Annotated in this window: 21 protein-coding genes; 6 read left to right on the forward strand and 15 right to left on the reverse strand. The window is 64.5% G+C overall.

Translation table 11 applies throughout. The annotated features are described in order from the left end of the window. Nucleotides 1-129: 129 nt before the first annotated feature. A complete protein-coding gene (locus IVB54_RS39200; protein ID WP_018459589.1) occupies nucleotides 130-1,077 on the reverse strand; it encodes a hydroxymethylglutaryl-CoA lyase in 948 nt (315 codons plus the stop codon). Next, nucleotides 1,074-2,267, reverse strand: a complete 1,194-nt coding sequence (locus IVB54_RS39205) for a CoA transferase (protein ID WP_018459590.1) — start codon at nucleotides 2,265-2,267, stop codon at nucleotides 1,074-1,076. The genes IVB54_RS39200 and IVB54_RS39205 overlap by 4 nt, the downstream gene beginning before the upstream one ends. A 192-nt stretch (nucleotides 2,268-2,459) precedes the next feature. On the opposite strand from IVB54_RS39205, the gene IVB54_RS39210 reads away from it, so the two are divergent. Both IVB54_RS39210 and IVB54_RS39215 read left to right on the forward strand, forming a co-directional pair. Next, nucleotides 2,460-3,200: a sulfate transporter family protein gene (locus IVB54_RS39210; protein ID WP_247777015.1), complete on the forward strand. Its 741-nt coding sequence runs from the start codon at nucleotides 2,460-2,462 to the stop codon at nucleotides 3,198-3,200. 219 nt (nucleotides 3,201-3,419) lie between these two features. Next, nucleotides 3,420-4,211 (forward strand): phytanoyl-CoA dioxygenase family protein, encoded by a 792-nt coding sequence (locus IVB54_RS39215; protein ID WP_018459592.1) that lies wholly within the window; start codon nucleotides 3,420-3,422, stop codon nucleotides 4,209-4,211. 52 nt (nucleotides 4,212-4,263) lie between these two features. Here IVB54_RS39215 and IVB54_RS39220 read toward each other — a convergent pair whose 3' ends face one another. The 3 genes from IVB54_RS39220 to nth are packed head-to-tail and all read right to left on the reverse strand — an operon-like array spanning nucleotide 4,264 to nucleotide 7,802. Then, nucleotides 4,264-5,892, reverse strand: coding sequence for an MFS transporter (locus IVB54_RS39220; RefSeq protein ID WP_018459593.1), 1,629 nt, complete (start codon nucleotides 5,890-5,892; stop codon nucleotides 4,264-4,266). Continuing rightward, nucleotides 5,879-7,015 carry an HlyD family secretion protein gene (locus tag IVB54_RS39225; RefSeq protein WP_026233848.1) on the reverse strand — a complete coding sequence of 379 codons (1,137 nt, stop codon included), beginning with the start codon at nucleotides 7,013-7,015 and terminating at the stop codon, nucleotides 5,879-5,881. The genes IVB54_RS39220 and IVB54_RS39225 overlap by 14 nt, the downstream gene beginning before the upstream one ends. Before the next feature lie 34 nt (nucleotides 7,016-7,049). Continuing rightward, on the reverse strand, nucleotides 7,050-7,802 hold the full coding sequence (gene nth / locus IVB54_RS39230) for an endonuclease III (protein ID WP_026233849.1): 753 nt from the start codon (nucleotides 7,800-7,802) through the stop codon (nucleotides 7,050-7,052). 22 nt (nucleotides 7,803-7,824) lie between these two features. On the opposite strand from nth, the gene IVB54_RS39235 reads away from it, so the two are divergent. Both IVB54_RS39235 and IVB54_RS39240 read left to right on the forward strand, forming a co-directional pair. After that, on the forward strand, nucleotides 7,825-8,358 hold the full coding sequence (locus tag IVB54_RS39235; protein WP_247777016.1) for a DUF2244 domain-containing protein: 534 nt from the start codon (nucleotides 7,825-7,827) through the stop codon (nucleotides 8,356-8,358). Nucleotides 8,359-8,414: 56 nt separating this feature from the next. After that, a complete protein-coding gene (locus IVB54_RS39240; RefSeq protein ID WP_018459598.1) occupies nucleotides 8,415-9,311 on the forward strand; it encodes a bifunctional helix-turn-helix domain-containing protein/methylated-DNA--[protein]-cysteine S-methyltransferase in 897 nt (298 codons plus the stop codon). 94 nt (nucleotides 9,312-9,405) lie between these two features. Here the strand turns inward: IVB54_RS39240 and IVB54_RS39245 are convergent, their stop codons facing one another. The 8 genes from IVB54_RS39245 to dnaK form a co-directional block, all read right to left on the reverse strand. Then, complete coding sequence (locus IVB54_RS39245; protein ID WP_018459599.1) at nucleotides 9,406-10,029, reverse strand: 2,3-bisphosphoglycerate-dependent phosphoglycerate mutase; 624 nt, start codon at nucleotides 10,027-10,029, stop codon at nucleotides 9,406-9,408. Nucleotides 10,030-10,110: 81 nt separating this feature from the next. Beyond that, nucleotides 10,111-10,926: a 4-hydroxy-tetrahydrodipicolinate reductase gene (gene dapB / locus IVB54_RS39250; protein ID WP_018459600.1), complete on the reverse strand. Its 816-nt coding sequence runs from the start codon at nucleotides 10,924-10,926 to the stop codon at nucleotides 10,111-10,113. A 258-nt stretch (nucleotides 10,927-11,184) separates the two neighbouring features. Continuing rightward, nucleotides 11,185-11,496 (reverse strand): DUF1330 domain-containing protein, encoded by a 312-nt coding sequence (locus IVB54_RS39255; RefSeq protein WP_018459601.1) that lies wholly within the window; start codon nucleotides 11,494-11,496, stop codon nucleotides 11,185-11,187. 23 nt (nucleotides 11,497-11,519) lie between these two features. After that, nucleotides 11,520-12,230, reverse strand: coding sequence for an orotidine-5'-phosphate decarboxylase (gene pyrF, locus IVB54_RS39260; protein ID WP_018459602.1), 711 nt, complete (start codon nucleotides 12,228-12,230; stop codon nucleotides 11,520-11,522). A 6-nt stretch (nucleotides 12,231-12,236) separates the two neighbouring features. After that, on the reverse strand, nucleotides 12,237-12,815 hold the full coding sequence (locus tag IVB54_RS39265) for an NAD(P)H-dependent oxidoreductase (protein WP_026233850.1): 579 nt from the start codon (nucleotides 12,813-12,815) through the stop codon (nucleotides 12,237-12,239). 57 nt (nucleotides 12,816-12,872) lie between these two features. Beyond that, on the reverse strand, nucleotides 12,873-13,472 hold the full coding sequence (locus IVB54_RS39270) for an rRNA adenine N-6-methyltransferase family protein (protein ID WP_007598495.1): 600 nt from the start codon (nucleotides 13,470-13,472) through the stop codon (nucleotides 12,873-12,875). A gap of 88 nt (nucleotides 13,473-13,560) precedes the next feature. Next, nucleotides 13,561-14,694 (reverse strand): molecular chaperone DnaJ, encoded by a 1,134-nt coding sequence (dnaJ, locus tag IVB54_RS39275; RefSeq protein WP_018459605.1) that lies wholly within the window; start codon nucleotides 14,692-14,694, stop codon nucleotides 13,561-13,563. A gap of 275 nt (nucleotides 14,695-14,969) precedes the next feature. Continuing rightward, nucleotides 14,970-16,871: a molecular chaperone DnaK gene (gene dnaK, locus IVB54_RS39280; protein WP_007598490.1), complete on the reverse strand. Its 1,902-nt coding sequence runs from the start codon at nucleotides 16,869-16,871 to the stop codon at nucleotides 14,970-14,972. 394 nt (nucleotides 16,872-17,265) lie between these two features. On the opposite strand from dnaK, the gene IVB54_RS39285 reads away from it, so the two are divergent. After that, complete coding sequence (locus tag IVB54_RS39285; protein ID WP_018459606.1) at nucleotides 17,266-18,207, forward strand: hypothetical protein; 942 nt, start codon at nucleotides 17,266-17,268, stop codon at nucleotides 18,205-18,207. Between the two features lie 146 nt (nucleotides 18,208-18,353). Then, a complete protein-coding gene (pncA, locus tag IVB54_RS39290; RefSeq protein ID WP_026233851.1) occupies nucleotides 18,354-19,076 on the forward strand; it encodes a bifunctional nicotinamidase/pyrazinamidase in 723 nt (240 codons plus the stop codon). A gap of 142 nt (nucleotides 19,077-19,218) precedes the next feature. On the opposite strand, the gene grpE is transcribed toward pncA, so the two are convergent. Together grpE and hrcA are read right to left on the reverse strand one after the other, a co-directional pair. Beyond that, complete coding sequence (grpE, locus tag IVB54_RS39295) at nucleotides 19,219-19,836, reverse strand: nucleotide exchange factor GrpE (protein WP_018459608.1); 618 nt, start codon at nucleotides 19,834-19,836, stop codon at nucleotides 19,219-19,221. A 96-nt stretch (nucleotides 19,837-19,932) separates the two neighbouring features. Next, nucleotides 19,933-21,021, reverse strand: coding sequence for a heat-inducible transcriptional repressor HrcA (gene hrcA, locus IVB54_RS39300; protein WP_007598483.1), 1,089 nt, complete (start codon nucleotides 21,019-21,021; stop codon nucleotides 19,933-19,935). Nucleotides 21,022-21,197 lie beyond the last annotated feature (176 nt).

The raw sequence follows: 21,197 nt of genomic DNA on the forward strand, positions 1-21,197 counted from the left end.
GCGAGACGGGTGAGGGGTATGTCTCCGCGACTACTTTCCTTCGAGCTTGCGGAGAGAGACCCCTCATCCGGCGCTTCGCGCCACCTTCTCCCGCAAGGGGGAGAAGGGAAGGGCGTTCCGCTTGCGGATTTAAGCCGCCTTCGCCGCGCTCCCACCCGGCAATCCCGCCCGAGCGAGGCCGCCGTAGAGCTGCTCGTTCGGCATCTCCTCGCGCAGGATCCTGCGCACCGTGATCAGCTTCTCCAAATCGATGCCGGTCGCAAAGCCCTTGCTCTCGCACAGGAACACGAGATCCTCGAACACGACATTGCCGGTCGCACCGGGGGCGAAGGGGCAGCCACCGAGGCCGCCGAGCGAGCCGTCGAGGATCCGCGCGCCTTCGTCGAGCGCCGCGGCCGCGTTCGCGATGCCCATGCCGCGGGTATCGTGTAGATGGATGCAGATCGGCTTCGACCCTGCGAGCTTCACCGCGGCGCGCGTCAGCTCCGCCACCTGCTTCGGCCCGGCATAGCCCACGGTGTCGGCGATGCCGACGAAATCGACACCGGCTTCGAGGCATTTGTCGACCAGCCGCAGCACTTCTGCAGGGTCGACCGCCCCGGTGATCGAGCAGCCCAGCGCCATCGAGATCGCCGCGTTGACGAGCGGCTTGTGGCTGGTGGCATCGCGCATCTCGCACAGGCGTTTCAGATTGGCGATGGCGGACTCGCGCGAGCGGTGCGCATTGGCCTGGCTGTGCTCTTCCGTCGCAGAGACCACGGAGGCGATTTCGCCGACGCCGGATTCCAGCGCCTCGTTCACGCCGCGTTCGTTGAGCGCAAGCGCGATGCCATGCGCGCCGGACAATGAAGCGACGGTCGCGACGACATCACGAACATCGACGAATTGCGGAAAAGTCTTCGCCGGCAGGAACGAGCCGACCTCGAAATGCCGCACGCCAGCGGCATATTCCTCGCGCACCCAGCGTTGCTTGGCGTCGGTGGACGGAATTTTCTTCACGAGCTGGAGCCCGTCGCGCAGGCCGACTTCGCGCAGGCTGACGCGTTCTGCGGGGTAAATCTCCTGAATCCGGCTCATCCGCGCCTCCCTGTTGTTTTTGACGTGACATCTTCATTTTCATTGTCGATCTCGGCGCGAACGGCCGCAGTGTCGGCGCCGAGCGGCGCGACCCTCAGGCCTTCGCCGATATGGCTGCCGTTCCATTCGATCGGCAGCGCCGGCACCCGGAACGGCTTGCCGTCGGCGGTGACATTGTTGACGAGCCCGCCCGGCCGCAGCACATGCGGATCGGTGAAGAGATCCTCGGGCCGGTTGATCGGCGAAAAGCAGATGTTGAGCGCATCGAGCCTCTCGGACAGTCTTGCCACGTCCCACTGCCTGATGATCCCGGCCGCGCGCGGAATGATCCGGCCACGCGCCAGGATGCGATCGGTCGTGGTGCGCAAGGCGGGATCATCGAGGAATTCAGTCAGGCCGAACTCGCGGCAAAAGCTCTGCCAATGGCCTTCGGTGACGACGCCGATGAAGATGCGCTCGCCGCCGGCGGTCTCGAAGATGTCATAGATTGGCCAGGCATGCTCGCGCTCCGGCATCGAGCGCGGCTTGTTCCCGGTCATCTCGTATTCGACCATGTGCTGGGCAACCAGAAACAGGCAGTTCTCGAACAGGCCGATGCGGATGTCGGCGCCGTCGCGTTTTCCTCCGCGCTTCTGATAGAGCGCCGCGAGGATCGCGATCACACCGAACATGCCGCCCATGATGTCGTTGGCGGACGAGCCGACGCGCTGGGGCTTTTCGCTGGTGCCGGTCATGGCGGCAAGGCCCGCCATCATCTGCACCACCTCGTCGAGCGCGGGGCGGTGCTCGTAGGGACCGGAGAGGAATCCCTTGTGGCCGGCAATGATCAGACCCGGATGCCGGCGGCGCAATTCGTCCGCGCCAAGCCCCTGCTTACCGAGCTGGCCGTCGCGAAAATTCTCAAGGAACACGTCGGCGGTCGCCAGCAGCCGGTGCATGGTGTCGCGATCCTCAGTCTTCTCGAAATCCAGCACCACGCTGCGCTTGCCGCGGTTGAACAATGGGAAAAAGGCGGTCCCCATGCCCCCCAAGCTCCGGGTCTTGTCGCCCGCAGGCGGCTCGACCTTGATCACGTCGGCTCCGAGCTGCGCCAGGATCATGCCGCAGGTCGGGCCCATGACCATGTGGGTCATCTCGACCACGCGCACGCCTGCAAGCGGCAATCCGTCCGCCGATTCTTCCATCGCCATATGCGCCTGTTCCTTTGCCGCGCTGGTTCCGCTTGTTGTCAAGCGGGTTGGTGGAGCAACGGTCTTGCCGAATTCATCGTGGCTTCGTTGATGCCAGCGGTCAATCCGGCCATAAGCGGTGCCGCCGATCTCCCTTGCCGAAGTGGCCCGGGGTGTCTACCTCTCGCGGGTGATTTCGTGAGAGGAACTCCCATGCTGGATGCCGCCGTCAAGGCGCTGTCACAAATGATCTCGCCGCCGATGCGCTCGATCCTGTGGCGGTCGATCGGCGTCGCACTGGTGCTGATCATCGTGCTGGCGATCGGCTTGCAGCGGCTGCTGAGCTGGTTTGCGACCTGTGGCGAGGCGTGGCTGGAAGGCCTGCTCGGTCCGGGTTGGCACTCATCGCTCGAGGTGTTGTCCTGGATCATTTCGATCGCCGCGGGCCTCGGCGTCGTGTTCGGGGCTGTGTTCCTGATGCCCGCGATCACCTCCCTGGTTGCGAGCGTGTTCGTCGACGACGTCGCCGACATCGTCGAGCGCGAGCACTATCCGGCGGAGCGGCCGGGGATCGCGCTGCCGTTCAGCCAGGCGATCTACGAGGGCGTCAAGACCGCGCTGCTGACGATCCTGGTCTATCTGGTCGCATTACCGCTGGTGCTTTTCGCCGGCGCCGGTTTCCTGGTCTTCTTCCTCGCCACGGCCTGGCTGCTCGGCCGCGAATATTTCGAGCTCGCGGCGATGCGGTTTCGCTCGCCGGAGGAAGCCAAGGCGATGCGGCGCGACAACGCCGCCACCATCTTCACCGCGGGCCTGTTCATCGCAGCCTTCGTCTCGATCCCGATCGTCAATCTGGCGACGCCGATCTTCGCCATGGCCTTCATGGTTCACATGCACAAGCGGCTGTCAGGTCCGCGGCCCGAGCTGATCGAGCCGGCGCGGCAGATGCGGTAGGTCAAGCGGACTTGGCGGCGCGCTCGTACGACGCCCCCTCGTAGAGGCGCTCTGCGTCCCGCTTGTCTTGATTTTGCTCTCCGCCGCCGTAAGGTACGCAGCATGATTTTCATGTCCACATTCTTCCCGCTGATCTGAGCGACCAAGTCGTTCCGGCGTATCGCGCCAATCAGATCAAGACGGCTGCGCTGACGCGGTGGCCGAACGGAGAAATGTGCAATGCCCAAAACCGAGCGCATCGGCGTGACCTCTCATCGGGTCCTAAACTTCATCGACGACGGTTTCATCAAGATCGAGAACGCCTTCAGCACGCACCTTGCGGAACAATGCAGGGACGAATTGTGGGCGGATATTGGTCTATCGCCACACGAGCCCGAAAGCTGGACCCAGCCGGTCATTCGGGTGGGATCCAAGACCTCGCCACCATTCATTGAAGCCGCCAACACGCCGATCCTGCACGAAGCCTATGACCAACTCGCGGGTGACCGCCGCTGGATCGCGCCCAATGCGCTCGGAACTTTTCCGGTCCGCTTTCCCTCACCGGAATCCCCTGGTGATGATGGCTGGCATGTGGACATGAGTTTCGGCTTCGATAATCCGGATTTCATGCAGTGGCGCGTCAATGTGAAGAGCAGCGGACGCGCATTGCTAATGCTCTTCCTGTTCTCGGGCGTAGGCCCTGAGGATGCGCCAACGAAGATACGGAAAGGTTCGCACGCCACCATCGCCCGGGAGCTGCTGCCCTATGGCGATGCAGGCGCAACGCTGGAGCAGATCTCTGCCAACGGTTACGCTTCTACGGAAGATTGCGACGTTGAACTGGCAATCGGTGCGGCAGGGACCGTTTATCTCTGCCATCCATTCCTGGTTCACGCCGCGCAACCTCACCGGGGGAAGCGCCCGCGTTTCATGGCACAGCCGCCGCTGCTGCCAACAGGCGAGTTCGACCCGGCGTTGCCACCCTCGCCGGTTCAGATCGCCATCCGTCGGGCTTGTGGTCTGACGTTATAGTCAGAGCCAACCCGGACCGTCGCTCGGCGCGTGGGTCGTCTGGATCCTGAACCTACGTCAGGGGCACTCCGCATCTGCGCAACAGCATCCTGGCGAAGCCGAACGGCGCCGGCGTGAACGGGCCGGGCGGGGCACGGGTGACTAGGGCGACGACGCCGAGCGCCGCCATCGCGACCCAGAAGCACAGCCAGAAGCCGTCGATATAGGCGAGCACATTGGCCTCGCGCTGGACGAGGCCGGCGAGCGTACCGACCGCGCGTGCCTGTGCCGAGCCGGCACCATGGGCCGCAAAATGGTCGGCGAGCTGTTTCAGCATGCGGACCACGTCGACGTCGCCGACACCGAGATTCTGGCCGAGATAGAAGGAATGGATCTGCTCGCGGACGCGCAGCCACGTCCCCATCAACGCGACGCCGATCTCGGCGCCACCGAGCCGCATGATCTGGATATAGGCGGCAAACGAGGTCGCACGGCTCGGATCGGAGTTGGACAGCAGCGTGATGATCAGCGGCAGCAAGGTCAGCGACTGCCCGATCGCCTGGAGCAGCACGATGCCCGCGAAATCCTCGCGCGCCCAATCATGGCTGAGCTGCGTGCCCCAGAGATTGGCGGCGGCGAAACAGGCAAATCCCACGACCACCACCGTGCGCGTATCGAAATGCCGCAGCAGCCAGATCGAGAGCGGCACCAGCACGAACATTGGCAAGGCGCCATAGGTGAGCAGCAGCAAGCCACTCTGCTCCGGCCTGAGCAGGGCGATGGTGGCGAGGAAATTCGGCACCAGCGACGCGTTGGAGAGGCTGGTCAGCGTGTAGAGCAGGATCAGGACCAGCCCCAGGCCGATATTGCGCGAGAACAAGACGTTCACATGCGCCCAGGGCTGCCGCACCAGGGACTCGTTGACGAGGAAGCCCGCGACCAGCACCGCGCCGGCAATGATCAACGCCATCACAGTCCCCGACCCCAGCCAGTCCAGACGGTTGCCCTGGTCGAGCCCGGCATAGATCATCGAGACGCCGGCGCCGAGCAGCAGCATGCCGCCCCAATCGGCGTCGCGCAGCAAAGCGCGATTCACCGGCTCATTCGGCGTGCCCCAATAGACCATCAGGCCCATCAGCGGCGCGATCAGGACGCTCTGCCAGTACAGCCATTGCCAGCCGAGATGGTCGACATAGAAGCCGACCAGCGAGCTCGATGTATCGAGCGCGAAGCCGACGCGGATCGAATAGATCGAGATCGCCGGAAGCCACCAGCGGATCGGTAAATTGCGGAACACGATCATCAGCGTCGCCGGCACGAAGGTGCCGAGCAGGAGGCCATGCACGACGCTGAGCGCGAGCAATGTCGGATAGTCGTGCACGAACGGGATGATCAGCGAGACCGCGGCATAGACGAGGCTGGGGATACCCAGCACGCGACGCAGGCCGAATACGGTGGCAAGCCAGGCCACCGCGGGCGCGATGAAGATCTGCGAGCCGATGCCCGCCGTGGAGAGCCATGCGCCTTCGTCGAACGAGAGCGAGAACGCGCCGCGCAGGTCCGGCAGGCCAATCGTGGTCAGCCGGCTGTCAAAATTGGCGAGGAACGAGCCGAGCAGCACCGCCGCCACCGCAAACAGCGGCTGCGGGGCGACGCCGCCGCGCGAGAGCGGTCCGCGACTGGAATCGTCATTTTCCGCCATTGCCGGCCTTGGTGTCGATGCTGGTGACGACCGACATGCCCGGCACCAGCCGCGCCAGCAGCGGCTGGTTGTCGTCGAACTGGATGCGCACGGGAATGCGCTGCACGACTTTGGTGAAGTTGCCGGTTGCGTTGTCCGGTGGCAGCAGCGCGACCTGCGCGCCGGTCGCGGGCGCAATGCGCTCGACCCGGCCGCGCAGCTTCTCGCGCGGGAAACTGTCGACGGTGATCTCGACCGGCTGACCCGGTGCGACGTGGGTAAGCTGGGTCTCCTTGTAATTCGCGATCACATAGACCTTCGGCAACGGCACGACGTTGATGAGGTTGGTGCCGATGTTGACGTAGTCGCCGGGCTGGACCTGTCGCTCGCCGACGACGCCATCGAACGGCGCGGATATCTTGGTGTAGCCGAGCTTTAGCTTCGCGCTCGCCAGCGTCGCCTTGGTCGCTTCGAGATCGGCCGCGCGCTGCTTCCTGGTGCCTTGCAGGACTTCGAGCTGATGCTGCTGGGCCGCGATCACGGCGCGGCTCGCGCGCACGTCGGCCTGCGCCTTGGCATAGCCTGCGACCGCCTGTTCGAAGCGCTGCCGCGTACCGGATTCGGTCTGCGACAGCGACTGCTGACGCTCCTGCTCCTGCCGCGCCTCGACCTCCACGGCTTCGGCCGAGAGCCGCGCGGCTTGCGCCTGCGCGATCGTCGCATATTGCAGCTCGATCTGGTTCGCCAGATTGTCGAGCACGGCCTGCGCAGCGGCGACCGCCGCTTCGGCCTGCGCGACTTGCGTCTCATAGTCGGCAGGATCGATCTGGATCAGGAGATCGCCGGCCTTGACGCGCTGGAAGTCGGTGACCCCGACGGTCAGCACTTCGCCGGAGACGCGACTGGCGAGCCGCGTCAGCTCGGCGCGCACATAGGCGTCGTTGGTGGTCTGGACCACCGAATTGCCGACCCATTCGTCGAAGCGCTGCGTTGCAAGCGCGACGAAGCCGAGCGCGACGATCACCGCGAACAGCGGAATCGCGAGCCGGCTCCAGAGCGAACTCGCCGGTGGCTGCGTTGGCTTCGGTGGCGGCGGCGGTGTAGCAGGAGGTGGCGATGGCGAGATTTGTTCCTGCTGACTCACGCTAGACTCCAAACCACTTTCCCGAACGCTATTTTCAGACCGTCTTTTCCGGCCACCGGCAGAGATCGTTGATCAGGCAAACCTCGCAGCGCGGCTTGCGCGCGAGGCAAGTATAGCGGCCATGCAGGATCAGCCAATGATGGGCATGCAGCATGAACTCGGCCGGGATCACCTTTTCGAGACCGAGCTCGACCTCCAGCGGCGTCTTGCCGGGCGCAAGTCCGGTCCGGTTGCCGACGCGGAAGACATGCGTATCGACCGCCATGGTGTGCTCGCCGAAGGCCATGTTGAGCACGACATTGGCGGTCTTGCGCCCGGCGCCGGGCAACGACTCGATCCCGACGCGCGTGCGCGGCACCTCGCCGCCGAACTCGCTGAGCAGCTTCGCCGACAGCGCGATGACGTTTCTGGCCTTGGTGCGATAGAGCCCGATGGTCTTGATGTACTCGCGCAGGCGTTCCTCGCCGAGGTCAAGCATCTTCTGGGGCGTGTCGGCGACCGCAAACAGCGCGCGCGTCGCCTTGTTGACGCCGGCGTCAGTCGCCTGTGCCGACAGCACCACGGCAACCAGCAGCGTGAACGGATTGACGTGCTCGAGCTCCCCCTTTGGCTCCGGGTTAGCCTTGCGGAAACGGCTGAAGGCCTCGCGGACTTCGGGCGGCGTCCAGGGTTTCATGGCTTTGAGAGATTTCTTGCCGGGGGCCTTGGGCTTCGCGGCGGCCACCTTCGCCTTTTTCTTCGGCACGGACGTTTTGCGGGGGGCCGGCGTGCGGGTGATTTTCGCCATGATCGGGATATACTGAGGGACGATGAGCACAGGCAATGAAATTGAGCGCGAACGATCTGCAAGCGAGGCTGAGCCTCAGATCTTTTCCGCGCGCCTGACGCCGCACCGCTCGCTGAACCGCACCGGCTTCCTCGCCGTGATGCTGTTCCTGAGCACCGTCAGCTTCGTCACCGGCCTCGTCTTCCTGATGATGGGCGCCTGGCCGGTGTTCGGCTTTTTCGGCCTCGACGTGCTGGTGATCTGGTGGGCTTTCAAGGCCAATTTCCGTGCGGCGCGGGCCAGCGAGGAGATCGTGGTCACGCCATCTGAATTGCGCGTGCGGCGCGTCAGCCAGCATGGCCAGGTCGTCGAATGGACCTTCAATCCGCTCTGGGTTCGACTCGACATGGAAATCGACGAGGATTTTGGCATCGAGCACCTCTATCTGATCTCGCGAGGTCACCAGATCCAGATCGCCCGCTTCCTGGGGCCGGACGAAAAGGCAAGTTTCTACAAGGGTTTGGTTGAGGCCTTAAATGCCGCCAGGCGCGGTCCGACCTACAATCCGGTGACCTGATTTGCGGATCGGAAATCGGGTGGTTTCGTACCCCGCCCCCTCCTACATTTCCAGGCATGATGACACTCGCGATACATGACCAGCGCCTGGCCGGGCCGGGCTCCCAGAACGCCGCGATGCGCGACTATGATTCCGTGCGCCGGGCGATCGCCTTCATCTCCGAAAAATGGCGCACGCAGCCGACCATCGAGGCGATGGCGGATGCGGCCGGCGTCACCCCGGACGAGCTGCACCATCTGTTCCGCCGCTGGGCCTCGATCACGCCGAAGGCTTTTATGCAGGCGCTCACGCTCGATCACGCCAAGGGCTTGCTCAGGGATTCGGCGAGTATCCTCGACGCCGCGCTTGACTCCGGTTTGTCGGGTCCGGGCCGGCTGCACGATCTCTTCGTCACCCATGAGGCGATGTCGCCGGGCGAATGGAAGAACGGCGGCGCCGGCCTCACCTTGCGCTACGGCTTCCATCACTCACCGTTCGGCACCGCGATCGTGATCGCGACCGATCGCGGATTGTCGGGACTCGCTTTCGCCGATCCCGGTGAGGAACAGGTGGCGCTTGCCGATATGACGCGGCGATGGCGGAACGCAACTTACGTCGAGGATCACGAAGGTACCGCACCATTGGCGCAGCGCATCTTCGACACAAAACTCTGGCGGCCGGACCAGCCGCTGCGCGTGGTGATGATCGGTACCGATTTCGAGGTGCGGGTGTGGGAGACCTTGCTGAAGATCCCGATGGGCCGCGCGGTGTCCTATTCGGACATCGCCTGCAACATCAACAGCCCGAAAGCGTCACGCGCCGTCGGCGCCGCCGTCGGCAAGAACCCGGTGTCCTTCGTCGTGCCCTGCCACCGCGCGCTCGGCAAGAGCGGCACGCTCACCGGCTACCACTGGGGCATCACTCGCAAGCAGGCGATGCTGGGCTGGGAGGCCGGGCAGCTGGGGCTGCAGTAAGAGTTGCCACGCGTAAACTGCCCCACTTAGTCGTCCTGGCGAAAGCCAGGACGACACCGAGTGCTTGGCGGGACTCAGTCGCGCGCGAACGTCTTTATCCCGCCAGATCCAGCTTCGATGCCACCGTCGAATCCGCATTGAGCCGGTAGATGATCGGCACGCCGGTGGCGAGCTCGCGCTTCAAAATGCCTTCGGGCGAGAGCTTTTCCAGCACCATGATCAGCGCGCGCAGCGAATTGCCGTGAGCCGCGACCAATGTGCGCTTGCCGTTGAGCACGCCGGGCAGGATCTCCTGCACGTAATACGGCAGCGCGCGCGCCAGCGTGTCCTTCAGGCTTTCGCCACCGGGCGGCGGCACGTCGTAGGAGCGGCGCCAGATCAGCACCTGGTCCTCGCCCCATTTCTTGCGGGCGTCATCCTTGTTGAGACCGGAGAGATCGCCATAGTCGCGCTCGTTCAGCGCGAGGTTCTTCGTCGTCGACAGGCCCTTCTGGTCGAGCTCGCCGAGAATGAGATCGAGCGTGTGCTGTGCGCGCGTCAAGACCGAGGTGTATGCAACGTCGAACACGAGACCCTGCGCCTTCAGCTTGCGGCCGGCTTCCGAGGCTTCCTTGACGCCGAGCTCGGTGAGATCAGGATCCTTCCAGCCCGTGAAGAGGTTCTTCAGATTCCATTCGCTCTGGCCGTGCCGCACCAGCACGAGAAGACGTTCGCTCATCGACTGCTTTTCCGTTTCGTTCGTTGTTTAAGCATGATCTTGTCGGAAAACCGCTTCACACTTTTCCGGATCATGCTTCGTTCAGATGTCGGACAGGCCGAGTACGTCGGCCATGGAGTAGTGCCCCGGCTTCTTGCCATGCGCCCAGAGCGCGGCTTTCAGCGCGCCGTGGGCGAACAGCATGCGATCCTCCGCGTGATGCGACAGCGTCAGGCGCTCGAACGCGCCGAGGAAGCTCACGCTGTGATCGCCGGCCGCGGTGCCGCCGCGCAACGACGCAAAGCCGATGTCGCCGGGCTTGCGTGCGCCGGTGATGCCGTCGCGGCCGCGGTCTGCATGCTCGTCGAGCGCGATGCCGCGGCCGCTAGCTGCGGCCTGGCCCAGCATCAGTGCCGTGCCCGAGGGCGCGTCGATCTTCATGCGGTGATGGGTCTCGACGATCTCGATGTCGAAGCTCTCGTCGAGCGCCTTGGCGACTCGCTTGACCACAGCGGCAAGCAGATTGACACCCAGGCTCATATTGCCGGACTGCACCACGACGGCGCGGTTGGTGACGCTCTTGATCACGGCGTTGTCGGAGCCCGACAGGCCGGTCGTTCCGACCACGTGCACGAGGCCGCGCTCGGCGGCGATCGCGACATTGGCGAGGGTCGCCGCGGGCACGGTGAAATCCAGAATGCCGTCGGCGTCCTTCGACATCGCCCAGAGATCGCCGGAGAGTTTGATGCCATTGGCCGGCAGACCTGCCAGCACGCCGGCATCCTTGCCGAGCAGCTCCGAGCCCGGCGCCTCCAGCGCGCCGGCCAGCACCGCGCCTTTGGTCTCGGCAATCGCCCGCGTCAGCGCCCGGCCCATCCGGCCGCCGGCTCCAGCAACGATCAAGCGCATATCGGACATGGTGCGATCCTCTCACGGCCGTTGTAGCGGGGGGATGCAGTTCCGGCAACCGAGGGGGATTAGGGGCAGGTCGCCTGCGGCCATCCTTCGAGACGCCCGCCTGTGGCGGCCCTCAGGATGAGGTCGCGTCTTGCGGCAAGATATCAGACCCTCATGGTGAGGAGCCCGCAAGGCGGGCGTTCCGGACGATGCTCTGCATCGCCGGGCGAACCATGCAGGCCGAGCATTTCGGCAAGAGTAATAAGAGGAGTTCGCGCCTCAGCCGTCTGACGGTTGCGGGCCGTCATAGCCCTCGATGACGATGAGGTCGGCGACGGAGTGCGGCTGGCGCACCTTGATGTTGGCCTGGTATTCCGGCGAGTTGTAGCAGGCGATCGCGGTCTCGTAGTCCGGGAATTCGATCACGACATTGCGGGTGCGGCTGGCGCCTTCGACGGTGGTGAACTTGCCGGCGCGGACGACGAAGCGGCCACCCCATTTCTTGAAGATCGGACCATTGGCGACGGCATAGGGCTTGTAGCCCTCGTCACTGCTCACGTCGACGCGTCCGATCCAGTAGCCTTTTGCCATTGTTCTTCTCCCTGTGTTGGTAGTTAGCCGAGCGCTTGCGCGATCTCGGCCTGGATGGCCTCGGCGATCGCCCTGGAGTCCGTGGCTTCCACCACCGGCCGCCCGACCACGAGATAATCCGCGCCGGCCGCAATCGCGCGGCCCGGCGTCATGATGCGTTTCTGGTCGCCGCTCGCGGCGCCCGCCGGCCGGATGCCGGGGGTGACGAGGCTCATCTGGTGGCCGACGATCTTGCGCAAGGCTCCGACTTCCTCGGGCGACGATACCAGCCCGTCGATGCCGAGCACCTGCGCCTGCTGCGCGCGCGCTTCGACGAGCTCGGAGACGCCGAGCCGGAAGCCTGCCGCGTGCAGATCGTCCTCGTTGTAGGACGTCAGAACAGTGACGGCGAGGATCTTCAGGTTCGAGCTGCCGCGACCTTCGACGGCACCCTTCATGGTCTGCGGATAAGCGTGCACGGTGAGGAAGGTCGCGCCGAGCCTTGTGATGCTGTCGACGCCCTGCGCCACGGTGTTGCCGATGTCGTGCAGCTTGAGATCGAGAAAGACCTTCTTGCCCTGGTCGGCGAGCTTGCCGACCAGCGGCAAGCCGCCGGCATAAGCGAGCCGATAGCCGATCTTGTAGAAGGTGACGCTGTCGCCGAGCCGGTTGACCATAGCTTCCGCGGCATCAACGCTGGGCAGATCGAGCGCGACGATCAGGCGGTCTTTCGGGGCAATCTCGGCTGGCGTCATGTCACCTCACATCATGCGTTGGGAAACGTCGATCAACTGCCGCACCAGTTCCTTCAACGCGGCGATATCGCCCTCGTGCTTCAGCCTGTCCATATCGTCATAGGCCTGGTCGGCAAAGGCGAGCGTCAGCTGGCTGGCAATCACATTGGCGTGGCAGGAGGTCAGGATCAGCCGCAACGCCTGCAGCGCGCGAGCCGCGCCAAGCCGGCTCTGCGAGGCGCCGGCGAGCGCGAAGACGCGGTTGCGGAACACCTCGCCGCGCGGCTCGTGCAGCTCATGCACGCGGCTGACCCAGTCGATCGCGTTCTTCAGCAGCGGCGGCACCGAGGCGTTGTATTCGGGCGAGACGATCAACACGCCATGATGCGCGCCGATCATGCGCTTGAGATTGATCGCGTGCTTCGGCACACCGGATTTGGCCTGCAGGTCGCCGTCATAAATCGGCAGCGGAAAATCGGCGAGCGAGATCCGGGTGACGTCGACACCGGCCTGATCGAATGCATAGGCAGCGACCGCTGCCAGCTTCGCATTTTGCGAGCCGGTGCGCAGGGAGCCGGGAATGATCAGAATTTTCGGTGCGGACATCCGCTTCCATGCGTTCGGCGAAACGAGACCGCCACGCAAACAGGAATGCCGGCGGAATTAGTCCTTGCGATACACCCAGACGCGGGCCGGCGGAAGGTTCATCCAGATCCGTTCGGAGGCCTCTGTGGACACGCCGGGCAGCGATTTCGGAATCGGCGGCACCACCGCATAGGTGAACTGGACGAAGGGCGCACCGGGCGCCAGGGCCGTGAAGGCGTCGCGGATGAGCCGCAGCCGCGTCAGCATCGGTTTTGTGACCAGCGGCAGGCCGGAGACGACCGCGGAGGCCGGCGCGCTCAGCACGTTCCACAGGGTGTCGCGCAGACGATAGGCATCGCCCTGCACCACCTTGGCCTGCGGATAGCGGTCGCGCAGCAGGGCGCAGAAGCCCGGATTGTATTCGACGAGGACGAGACGTTTCTGATCGACGCCGCGCTCGACCAGGGCCGAGGTGATGGCGCCGGTGCCGGGCCCAAGCTCGACCACCGGTGCGTCCGAATTGACGTCGACGTAATGGGCCATGGTCCGGGCCAGCAGCTTGCCCGACGGCATCACCGCACCCATGTGCAGGGGCTTTTCGATCCATGACCGGAGAAAACGCACCTCGTCATCGAGACGGGGCTTCTTCAACGCACGCGCGGACGATGGCAATGGCATGTCGGGACCGGCCGGGACCGCGGGACCGCGGCGTGTCAGAAAATGGTCATAAAGACGTATAGGCCGAAAGCGGCACGGTCAAGACGCGTCAACTCGCCCGATTACCGAAGAAATCCTTGACCTTGGTGAAGAAACCCTCGGATTCCGGCTGGGTGTTGCCGGAGGAGAGTTTGTCGAACTCGGCCAGCAATTCCTGCTGCTTTTTGGTGAGATTTTGCGGGGTCTCGACCACGACCTGAACGTACATGTCGCCCATCTGGCGCGAGCGCAGCACCGGCATGCCTTTTGATGCGATGCGGAATCGACGGCTGGACTGGGTCCCCGCAGGGACCTTCACCTTGGTCTTGCCCTTCTCGATGGTCGGCACCTCGAACTCGCCGCCAAGCGCCGCCGTCACCATCGAGATCGGCACGCGGCAATGCAGATCGGCGCCGTCGCGCTGGAAGAACTGGTGCTGGGCCAGCGACAGGAAGATGTAGAGGTCGCCGGGCGGGCCGCCGCGGACCCCGGCCTCGCCCTCGCCGGCAAGCCTGATCCTGGTGCCGTCCTCGACTCCAGGGGGAATGTTGACCGACAGCGTCCGCTCGCGGGTGACGCGCCCCTGACCCGAGCAGGACGGGCAGGCGTCCTCGATCATCTGGCCGCGGCCCTGGCAGCCCGGACAGGTTCGCTCCAGCGTGAAGAAGCCCTGCGACTGCCGTACGCGTCCGGCGCCGCCGCAGGTCGAGCAGGTCTTCGGCTTGGTACCGGCCTTGGCTCCGATGCCCGAGCAGGCTTCGCAAGTGACCGAGACCGGGATCTCGATCTGCGCGGTCTTGCCGCCAAAAGCTTCCTCGAGCGTGATTTCCATGTTGTAGCGCAGGTCGGCGCCGCGCTCGCGGCCGCCACGGCCCCCGCGCTGTCCGGCCATGCCGAACAAATCTTCGAAAATGTCGGAAAAGGAGGAGGCGAAGCCCGCGCCGAAACCGGCGCCGCCACCGCCGCCCTGCTCGAAGGCGGCATGGCCGTAACGGTCATAGGCGGCGCGCTTGTCCTTGTCTTTCAGGACCTCGTAGGCCTCGTTGATTTCCTTGAACTTGACTTCGCTGGTGTTGTCCCCGGGATTACGGTCGGGGTGAAACTTCATCGCCAGCTTGCGGAACGACGATTTCAGCGCGGAATCGTCGGCATCGCGTTCGACTTCGAGGGTTTCGTAGTAGCAGCGCTTGGTGGACGTGGACATGATGAGCTCGGTCTATCCGATCGCGATTCAAGTCGGAGCGAAGCAACGTCGCCATGCAGCGATATAAGCACCCTTCCGCCTCGCGGCAGAGGATTGCACGGCAGTGTTCAGAATAACGGCTGGGAATTGATCGATCGTAACGGCCCCGATTTTATCAGTGCCGATTTTATCAGTGCCTTGGCTTGTCGAGCCCGACACGATGGCCTCCCCCGCGAGGGAGGAGGCCGTTGGCGTGTGGAGGGTCCAAGCCGTCCGCATCATCACCCTCGCGGGGTTCAGGCGGACTTCTTGTTGGTCTTGTCGTCGTCGACTTCGGTGAATTCCGCGTCGACGACGTCGTCCTTGGCCGCATCCTTCTTGGCGTCGGCCTCGGCCTGCTGCTTGTACATGGCCTCGCCGAGCTTCATCGAAGCCTGGGCCAGCGTTTGGGTCTTGGCCTTGATCGCTTCGGCATCGTCGCCCTTCAGCGCTTCCTTGAGGTCGCTGACGGCATCCTCGATGGCGCGGCGCTCGGTCTCGGCGACCTTCGAACCGTGCTCGGCCAGTGCCTTCTCAGTCGAATGCACCAGTCCATCCGCGTCGTTTTTGGCAGTCACGGCCTCGCGGCGCTTCTTGTCCGCCTCGGCATTGGCCTCGGCGTCCTTGACCATCTTCTCGATGTCGGCTTCCGACAGACCGCCGGAGGCCTGGATGCGGATCTGCTGCTCCTTGGACGTGGCCTTGTCCTTGGCCGAGACGTTGACGATACCGTTGGCGTCGATGTCGAAGGTCACCTCGATCTGCGGCATGCCGCGCGGGGCCGGCGGAATGCCCATCAGGTCGAACTGGCCGAGCATCTTGTTGTCGGCCGCCATTTCACGCTCGCCCTGGAAGACGCGGATGGTGACCGCGTTCTGGCTGTCCTCGGCGGTCGAGAACACCTGGCTCTTCTTGGTCGGGATCGTGGTGTTGCGGTCGATGATGCGGGTGAACACGCCGCCCAGAGTCTCGATGCCCAGCGACAGCGGGGTCACGTCGAGCAGCAGCACGTCCTTGACGTCGCCCTGAAGCACGCCGGCCTGGATCGCGGCGCCGATCGCCACGACTTCGTCTGGGTTGACGCCCTTGTGCGGCTCCTTGCCGAACAGCTGCTTCACGACTTCCTGGACCTTCGGCATGCGCGACATGCCGCCGACCAGCACCACTTCGCCGATCTCGGCGGCGGTGAGGCCGGCATCCTTCAGCGCCTTGCGGCAGGGCTCGACGGTCTTCTGAACGAGGTCATCGACCAGCGCCTCGAACTTGGCGCGGGTGAGCTTCATCGTCAGATGCTTCGGGCCGGTCTGGTCCGCGGTGATGAAGGGCAGGTTGATCTCGGTCTGCGTCGTCGACGACAGCTCGATCTTGGCCTTTTCGGCGGCTTCCTTTAGGCGCTGCAACGCGAGCTTGTCGTTGCGCAGGTTGATGCCCTGCTCCTTCTGGAATTCGTCGGCGAGATAGCCGACCAGGCGCATGTCGAAGTCTTCGCCGCCGAGGAAGGTGTCGCCGTTGGTCGACTTCACCTCGAACACGCCGTCGCCGATTTCGAGAATCGAGATATCGAACGTGCCGCCGCCGAGATCGTACACGGCGATCGTGCCGGCCTTGGTCTTGTCGAGGCCGTAGGCGAGCGCGGCCGCGGTCGGCTCGTTGATGATGCGCAGCACTTCAAGGCCCGCGATCTTGCCGGCGTCCTTGGTCGCCTGGCGCTGGGCGTCGTTGAAGTAGGCGGGCACGGTGATGACGGCCTGGTCGACCTTCTGGCCGAGATGGGCTTCCGCGGTCTCCTTCATCTTCTGCAGGATGAACGCCGAGACCTGCGAGGGCGAGTAGGTCTGGCCGTCGGCCTCGACCCAGGCGTCGCCGTTGGAAGCCTTCACGATCTTGTACGGAACGAGCTTCTTGTCCTTCTCGACCATCGGGTCGTCGTAGCGGCGGCCGATCAGGCGCTTCACTGCGAAGAACGTGCGCTCGGGATTGGTGACGGCCTGGCGCTTGGCCGGCTGGCCGACGAGGCGCTCACCGTCGTCCGTCACGGCGACGATCGAAGGCGTCGTGCGCATGCCTTCGGAATTCTCGATGACTTTGGCGTTCTTGCCATCCATTACGGCGACGCACGAATTCGTGGTGCCGAGGTCGATCCCGATGACCTTTCCCATGGTCCTGTATCCTTGTTTTTGCGGCAGGCTGGCTGGGCCCAGAAGGCACCCGAACCGAAACCCCCTAAGATCAAACATTCGCGATATTGCGATGGTTGGGGGTCATATAGGAGGGGGGGAGGTGCCTGCAAGGACCGAACGCAAGTTTCGGCCGTGAAAACATTGGGTTTTGGAAGAACATATCCGGGCTGCACCGCCCTTGCGGGTGAGGAATTATTAACAGGTCCGCGATTGGCCGGCATCCGCTACCGCATCCCGCCCCGCCCTGTTGCGGCCAGACCAAAACCGTTAAAAGGCGGGCAGCCGGCCGGGCTCGTCCTCGGGCTGCCTCGCGCGACAAAGCGGCCGGCTGGCCACCATCGAACGGCCTCAATGTGAACCAATCAGAGTGCCCATGAAGCTGATCCGCCCCCTCGCCGCGCTCGCCCTCCTCGTCGCCTCTACGCTTCCGGCTCTGGCCGCCGACGCCGTTTTCCCACCCGGCTTGCGCCTCGGCATGGTGCCATTGGTCGGCCTCAGCACGGCCAAGACCTTTCCCGGCTTCGAGAGCGAGGACGGCAACGTCAAGGTGCTGATCACGGAGCTGCCGCCGGCCGCCTATGGCGAGGTCGTGAGCGCCTTCAACTCCAACCCGGCCGGCACCAACGGCGTCAAGCAGGACAAGATCGAGACGCCCGCGGGCGTGGCCTATTTCACCACGGAGAGCGGCAAGGCGGGCGAGACGCCAGTGCGGCGCTATTCGATGATCGTGCCGGGCGCCGGCTTCTCCGGCTACGTCGCGGTGCAGATTCCGGAGAATGCGATCAAGATCTACACCGACGAGGCGGTGCGGCAGATGTTCGCGAGCGTCGTCACCCGGAAGCAGGTCTCGGCCGAAGAGCAGATCGCACTGATGCCGTTCAAGATCACCGATCTCGCCGACTTCAAGGACGTCCGCACGCTGGCGCCGGGCTCGAGTATCATCCTGGCCGACGGCGACGAGAGCTCCGGCTATGAATCGAAGCCGTTTATCATCCTCGGCGTGATTGGCGCCACACCGCAAGCCGCCGACGACCGCGCCCGCTTCGCCCAAGAGGCGGCGCTCCAGATTCCCGGCGTGCGCGAGTCGCGCGTCACCATGTCCGAGCCGATCCGCATCAGCGGCCAGCAGGGTTTCGAGACCCGGATCGACGGCGTCAGCGGCAAGGACAAGACGCCGGTGACCGTGGTGCAGTGGATCCGCTTCAGCAGCGGCGGCGCCTCGCTGCGCATCATCGCCAGCGCCCCGCGCGAGCAATGGCCGGCCGCCTTCACCCGCTTCCGCGCGGTCCGCGACGGCATCCAGCCGAAGGGCTAGCAGCATCCGCAAGCGGGAGAGGTGCACCGAACCCGCGGCTCAAGCCCAACCACTCACCAAAGCCGGCTGCATTTTCGGGCTTCTGTTCGTATACGAACGGAACTAGGCTCCCCCTCCGTTGAGTTCATCCTGGAGGGAGGCGAATGATGCTGGATCGGCGACAAGTCTTGGCGGCGCTCGGGACGAGCGCGCTCGTGGCGCTCGCGCCAACCGCAATTCTGGCAGCGGCATCGATCAAGCCGGACGATGCATCCGCGCTGCTCGTGATCGACGTGCAGAATTGCTTCCTGCCCGGCGGCAGCCTCGCCGTGAAGGAAGGCGAGCAGGTGGTGCCCGTCATCAACAAGATCTCGAAAGCATTTTCGAACGTGGTGATGACGCAGGACTGGCACACGCAAGGCCATATTTCCTTCGCGTCAGTCCACGCCGGCAAGAAGCCGTTCGAGACCGTCGATCTTCCCTACGGCAAGCAGGTGCTGTGGCCCGACCATTGCGTGCAGGGCACCGACGGCGCCGCGCTGTCGAAAGACCTTGCGATCCCGCACGCCGAGCTCATCATCCGCAAGGGTTTTCACAAGGACGTCGACAGCTATTCGGCCTTCCTCGAAGCCGACGGCAAGACCTCGACCGGTCTCGCCGGCTATCTGAAGGCGCGCAAGATCAAGCGCGTCTTCGTCGCGGGGCTGGCGACGGATTTCTGCGTCGCCTGGACCGCGCTCGACGCGCGCAAGGCGGGCTTCGAGGTCTATGTGGTGGAAGACGCCTGCCGCGGCATCGACAATCAGGGTTCGCTGGCAAAAGCCTGGGCCGACATGGCAAAGGCCGGCGTGAAGCGGATTCAGTCCGCGGATATCGCGGCGAGCGCGTAGGCCCGGTCAAAAAACTGCAAGACCCTCAGCCTGAGGAGCGCGCTTCTTCGCGCGCGTCTCGAAGGATGAAGGCCGCGCTGCAGCAGCGCGGCCTGCATGGTTCGAGACGGCGCTGACGCGCCTCCTCGCCATGAGGATCGACTTAGTTGGCCGCGCCGTTCGGCTCGTTGCTGTTGGCAGCGGGCGCAACCTTGGCGCCGCCCTTGGCGACACCGACCAAGGCGGGACGCAGCACGCGCTCGCCGATGGTGTAGCCGGCCTGCATGACCTGCACGACCGTGCCTGCGGGCACCGACGCATCGGGCACCTCGAACATCGCCTGCTGGAAGTTCGGGTCGAACTTCTGGCCCGAGGGGTCGAACTTCTTCACGCCGTGTTTTTCCAGCGCGCTGAGCAGCGAGCGCTCAGTCAGCTCGACGCCCTCGATCAGCGAGGCGAGGCCTGCATCGGCCGCCGCACGGGCTTCGGCCGGAACGGCATCGAGCGCGCGCTGCAGGTTGTCGGCGATGTCGAGCACGTCGCGGGCAAAGCCGGTGATGCCGTAGAGGCGGGCATCCGCGACCTCCTTGGTGGTCCGCTTGCGCAAATTCTCCATTTCGGCCAGCGTCCGCAGCATGCGGTCGCGCGCCTCGGCGACTTCCTTCTGCAGAAGCTCGACGGAGCCGGGCTCGGGATCGTCGGGCATGATGTAGGGTTTTGACACCACGGGCTCGCCGGCCGCAGCACTCGTGTCTTCGGGTTGCCGGTCTCGATCGGTCATCGGCTCTCTTTTCGCATTCGTCTCAGGGGGTTTCTGGCCCGGATATCGTGCTTCGGGCGGCGAAAATCAAGCGCCCGTGATCGGCCCGGCCGCCGGTCAGCCCCCCAAGAGCCGGCTGACGATGCGGGCAGCGTAGTCCACGGTGGGGATCACGCGGGCATAATTCAGCCGCGTCGGCCCGATCACGCCCAAAACGCCGACGATATGGCCGGCGGCGTCCCGATAGGGCGAGATGATGGTGGACGAACCCGACAGCGAGAACAGCTTGTTCTCACTGCCGATGAAGATCCGCACGCCTTCCGCGGTTTCGGCCCGGCCGAGCAGGTCGATCACGCCGCGCTTGGTCTCGAGATCGTCGAACAGCAGGCGAACGCGCTCGAGATCCTCCAGCGCATGCAAATCCTCGAGCAGATTGGCGTGGCCGCGGACGATGAGCTGACGATCCTCGTTCTCGCCGCCGGACCAGCTGGCGATGCCGGCCGAGATCACCTTGTGCGTCAGCTGATCGAGCTCGGTGCGCGCCTCTCCGAGCGCGGTCTCGAGCTCCAGCCGCGCCTCGGCCAGGGTCCGGCCCCGAATGCGGGCATTGAGGAAGTTGCCGGCTTCGGTCAACGCCGAGGATGGAACTCCCGGCGGCAGCGTCAACACGCGATTTTCGACCTGCCCGTCCTCGCCGACCAGGATCACCAATGCCTTTTCCGGTTCCAAGCGGACGAATTCGATATGTTTCAGCCGCGCATTGGATTTCGGCGTCAGCACGACGGCGGCGGCGCGGGTCAGGCCGGAGAGCCGCGTCAATGCCTCCTCGAGCGCAGCCTCCACCGATTGCGCGTGGCCGACGGAGGTCAACTGGCTCTGGATCGCCTGCCGTTCACTGTCATTGAGGTCGCCGACCTGCATCAGGGCATCGACGAAGAACCGCAGGCCAAGTTCCGTCGGCAATCGGCCGGCGGAGGTGTGCGGGGCGTAGATTAGGCCAAGCTGTTCCAGATCGGCCATGACGTTGCGGACCGAGGCCGGCGAAAGCGGCATGGCAATCAGGCGCGAAATATTGCGCGAGCCCACCGGCTCCCCGGTCGCGAGATAGCTTTCGACGATTTGACGAAAGATGTCGCGGGAACGCTCGTTGAGCTGGGCGAGGCCCGCGCGCGGCGCGATCAGATGGATCGGATCGTGATGGGCCACAGACGGTAACTCCTCTAAGACACAGGTAATTTGTCTATCCCGGATGCTTCTGACAAGCGTGGCGTTGGCGGATTGGAAATCGGGGGTGAAGAAGGCCTCGATCTTCCCCCTTGCCGCCCACCCTCACCCCCCCTACAAGCACCGCCAACAGCACTTTTTTGAGAGTTTTGGAGGAT

This window comes from Bradyrhizobium sp. CW1 (genome assembly GCF_023100665.1).
Taxonomy (GTDB): Bacteria; Pseudomonadota; Alphaproteobacteria; order Rhizobiales; family Xanthobacteraceae; genus Bradyrhizobium; species Bradyrhizobium canariense_D.